Consider the following 3,807-nt stretch of genomic DNA (forward strand, 5'->3'; position numbering starts at 1 on the left):
GTGTCTTCTGTCAAAAAATCAATGAGAAGAAGAAGATTAGCATTACTCTGAATCATATGCCGTATAATAATGTCGGTGACCGCATAACAAGGCAGCGCCATACGTCCCTCATCTGATTGCAGGTGAAGCCACGGAAGAACTTGCTTCAAATCGTCCACCTCATCTAATTCCTCTAGCAAGGTAAACATAAAATGACAAGACAACTCAGATAACTTTTTTTGATAAAAATGTCCAAGCTTTTTAGTGTAGCTACGCGATAATTTTAACGATTGAGACATATCAGAGAAGTTAATCGCTACAGGAATGTTGTCCTCATCCACCTGGTGGTAGCGACATAAAAAATAGGAAAGAAAACTATAAAGCGCATTGTCAGATAAGGAAATTACACAGCCTAAGTTGCTAAAAAAATCAATTAAGGTGGTTTGTTCGCGAATCGTTTCTGGACGTTGATTTTTGTTGAGTTTTAAATAATGCTGGTATTGCGTCAATTGATAATCAATGGTGTGTAAAACTGACGTTACATCTTTTTTCAATTGTGCGTTCTCCCGAATAAAACAAGGCGATGACGCAAGCATATACATTTTGTAGGCTCTAATTTGACACAGTGTTTCACCAACCTGGGCATCAAATTGATTCAGCTGATTGGTCTCAAAACAGCATAATGCTTCAAAAACATGGTCAAGTAAGTGCTTCATTAATTGGAGGTAATGTATTTTTTGGGTAATGTCTTTAATCACAATGGATTCATCATGTGGTAGCAGGGTTAGATTAGTGATCATCGTTTTTTCTTTCCGTTGCGGTTGAAACACAAAGGGGACATTGTATCAAAAATAAAACTTAATGATCAATAACTATTCAATTTACATCCTAAAATAGATTACTCCCCTCTGTTTTTGCGGTAATAAACAATTAATACCGTAACGGCACCGCATGTTAGCAGGCTTAATAAGTAACCTGCCACCAGTAAATAATCGCCAATAAGCAGCCCATGCAAAAGTGTAAACAATTGAATGACATTAAAACCCGCAAACGTTATCAACGAAACACCTTCAGCGGATTTGTTTTTTAGGAGGGCTTTTATTTGAGGAAGGAAAAGAAGCGCATTAACCAGCAAACTGATTGAAAAACCAAATTCAACAACAAGCGTTTGCCAGGTCATAAAGGATGCATCCCTCGTTATTTAACAGAATTAGTTAAACTAATTCACTGGTTTTATAATAAGTTTTTACAAAAACGAACCATATTGAACTTAATCAGACTCTCTTTTGTCAGTATACTTTTCTATGTCTAGCTTGTTGGCGAGGTTAAGCTGCATTTTCAATATCAACTAACAAAGCTAATCCATCTCTATTAAGCATATCTTGTAAGCACAAACGCACGAACTGCTTTCTTGAATATCCTAACTTATCAGCAAACTCAGCAGCAGTCTTAGGACTGACATAACGACGATTATGTTCAATATCACATAAATAATGACGAGAAACTCCCAATTGCTTAGCAAATGCGGATTGAGTCATTTCTTCACCTTGTCGAATAGCCAATAAATGATCTCCAAAAGTTGGTTTTTTTCCTATTAAAGACTCCAAATAGCCAAGTGCTTCATTGTTTTCATTAGTAATCATGTTTATTTACCTCCATTACCTCAATAATCTCCATTTGCCCCTTAGTATTTAATTCATAGATAGCTCGATAAGCTTTATTTAATCGAATAGAACGCTGGCCTTTCTTTTTTCCTTGGAGAGGTTCATCGTGATATCCCGCGATTTTTCTAACCTCTGATAGCCCATCATGCGACACCGCTTCAACCCATTGATAAAGTTTAATAGCTATCTATTGAGGAACCTTTTTTAAATCCTTTTTTGCTGGTTCAGTAATTGTGACTTTATACGTATTCATTTAATGATTTTTATTTTCTTTAAATTGTACCCTATAAAAGGTAACATTTCAAGTTTAAAAATTTATCCTTCTTGTAATGAACGTTTCTACACTGACTCAAGCACAACGCTTCATTGTATCCAAAGACAATTGTTGTTCATTTTCTTGTTCAATAAGGGTTTGTTGATGCCATAACGCTTCCAATTCGTTTCTTAGCGTTTGAATGTGTTCTCGAATACTTGCTATCACCTCTTCGCTGGATTGATGATAAATACGCTGAGTGAGTTCATCAATTAGCGCGATCTTTTCATTCATTTGTTCTTCGAGTTGAATCAACCGCTCGTCCATTTTCTCATCACTTATCGTTTCATTAGTGCGTTTGATTTCTCGTTCTTTCTTTTGTTGCCATCGTTGTTCATGCAAGTCTTGTTTGTCTTTAAATGCTTGTCCCAAGTAGAAGTGTTTATAAAAGCCTTTAGGGGTTCGCCAACGATTGTCCCGAATCGTCTTCGAAAGAATATTGTTTCGGTGTTTAAAACACATCACCTCAGGCAAATAGAACGCAATGTTCACCAGGGCAAACAAATACTCGGCTGCCACTTGTTTAGGTGATGAAAATTGCATTTTATGTTGGAACGTTAAATTAAAAAAAGTGCCTAAGACTAATTTTTTGACTTCATCAGGGATTTCTTCCTTGATGTCTGAATAGAGAAAATGCTGAATGGTTTCGAATTGATGGTTTAATCGAGAACGTGTTGGTTTATCCACAGAAGCAGTCAATTTTTTAAAAGTAATAGTATTAATAGAAAGAGAAGGATAAAGATCTCTTATATATGATCCCCTCATTTTGAGGGGATCGGTTCCCTCATTTATATCAACTTCTTTGCATTCTGGTTCTTTATTGTCCCGTTCTTGATTGCCTTCTTGATAAGAGTCATTTGAGCCATTGGGGATATCTGTTGCAGCAGGTGATGTTTGTGGAACAGGTTGAGATGGCTTAATTAGTGCGAGTAGTTTTTCGGTAATATGAATATAGGTGCCCTTTTTTACTTCAAATCCACCGTGTTCTTTGGTTCTGCTATAGAGAGCTTGTCGCCGCTCAATAAACCCCTCGTCATTTAATTCTCTGATGTATCGCTCCAAGGTGCTTTTTGGAATTCCTGTGTCTTCTACAATTTCAGCATAGGGTTTCATGAACCATTTTTGGTCAGAATTTTTTAATTTGTAAGTGCTTGTTTGCCAACCAAGCAATATGTAATCCACAAGCTGGGCTTTGCGAGCTGATGGTATCACTTGAATAAGATTTTTAAATCTTGAGTGAAAAATAGAGCATATGTTATTTTTATTTTTGTTCATGCGATAACTATCCTTAGCCTTATTATATTGACTAATAACTTTATTAAAGCTAAGATATAATTGTTTAGACTGCATCTTAGCTATTGGAACCCCGTTGGCGCGGGGTTTTCTATTAAAACAAATTATCTATAGCTTTTCTCTAAAGCTATTTAATAGCACTGGAAAGATCATAAAGTAGCTCCTCTTTTTTAAATTCCACGTAAATTTTTAAACTTCCACCTAGTGCTTCAACATATTTTTTAAGACTTGATAAATATATATCGTCTCTTTTTTCGACAGCACAGATGTTTTTTTGAGAAATTCCTATAAGTTCTGCAAGTTCATATTGCCTTAACTGATTATTTTCTCTTAATGTTTTTAATTTTTCTCCGATCATTTGGTTTTATCACATTTTATTAATACCTTTTTAGGTATTTTTATCTCCAAGTATTTTAAATGTCAAGCTTTAAATTTCTTTTATAACAAGCACCAATTAATATTTAATATTATACAATAAAATAATAAGGGTATTTATTTTATTATTCTATTGTATAAGATATTATATAAGACGTTATATAAGACGTTATATAAGACGTT

6 protein-coding genes are annotated in these 3,807 nt (G+C 34.8%); all 6 read right to left on the bottom strand.

What is annotated here, in order from left to right:
• Window positions 1-779 (bottom strand): hypothetical protein (locus tag T345_RS14180; RefSeq protein WP_035918881.1); only part of this gene is annotated, 779 nt, incomplete at its 3' end.
• Window positions 780-877: 98 nt separating this feature from the next.
• Window positions 878-1,159, bottom strand: coding sequence for a PQ-loop domain-containing transporter (locus T345_RS0110615; protein WP_028389321.1), 282 nt, complete (start codon window positions 1,157-1,159; stop codon window positions 878-880).
• A gap of 145 nt (window positions 1,160-1,304) precedes the next feature.
• Window positions 1,305-1,622 carry a helix-turn-helix transcriptional regulator gene (locus T345_RS0110620; protein ID WP_028389322.1) on the bottom strand — a complete coding sequence of 106 codons (318 nt, stop codon included), beginning with the start codon at window positions 1,620-1,622 and terminating at the stop codon, window positions 1,305-1,307.
• Window positions 1,612-1,797: a hypothetical protein gene (locus tag T345_RS14185; RefSeq protein ID WP_242604610.1), complete on the bottom strand. Its 186-nt coding sequence runs from the start codon at window positions 1,795-1,797 to the stop codon at window positions 1,612-1,614. Before T345_RS14185 ends, T345_RS0110620 begins: the two co-directional genes overlap by 11 nt.
• Before the next feature lie 195 nt (window positions 1,798-1,992).
• Window positions 1,993-3,231 (bottom strand): hypothetical protein, encoded by a 1,239-nt coding sequence (locus T345_RS0110630; protein ID WP_028389323.1) that lies wholly within the window; start codon window positions 3,229-3,231, stop codon window positions 1,993-1,995.
• Between the two features lie 145 nt (window positions 3,232-3,376).
• Entirely contained in the window at window positions 3,377-3,607 is a 231-nt protein-coding gene (locus tag T345_RS14190) for a helix-turn-helix domain-containing protein (RefSeq protein WP_035918884.1), read from the bottom strand.
• Window positions 3,608-3,807 lie beyond the last annotated feature (200 nt).

The sequence above is a fragment of the Legionella fairfieldensis ATCC 49588 genome (assembly GCF_000621525.1).
GTDB lineage: Bacteria > Pseudomonadota > Gammaproteobacteria > Legionellales > Legionellaceae > Tatlockia > Tatlockia fairfieldensis.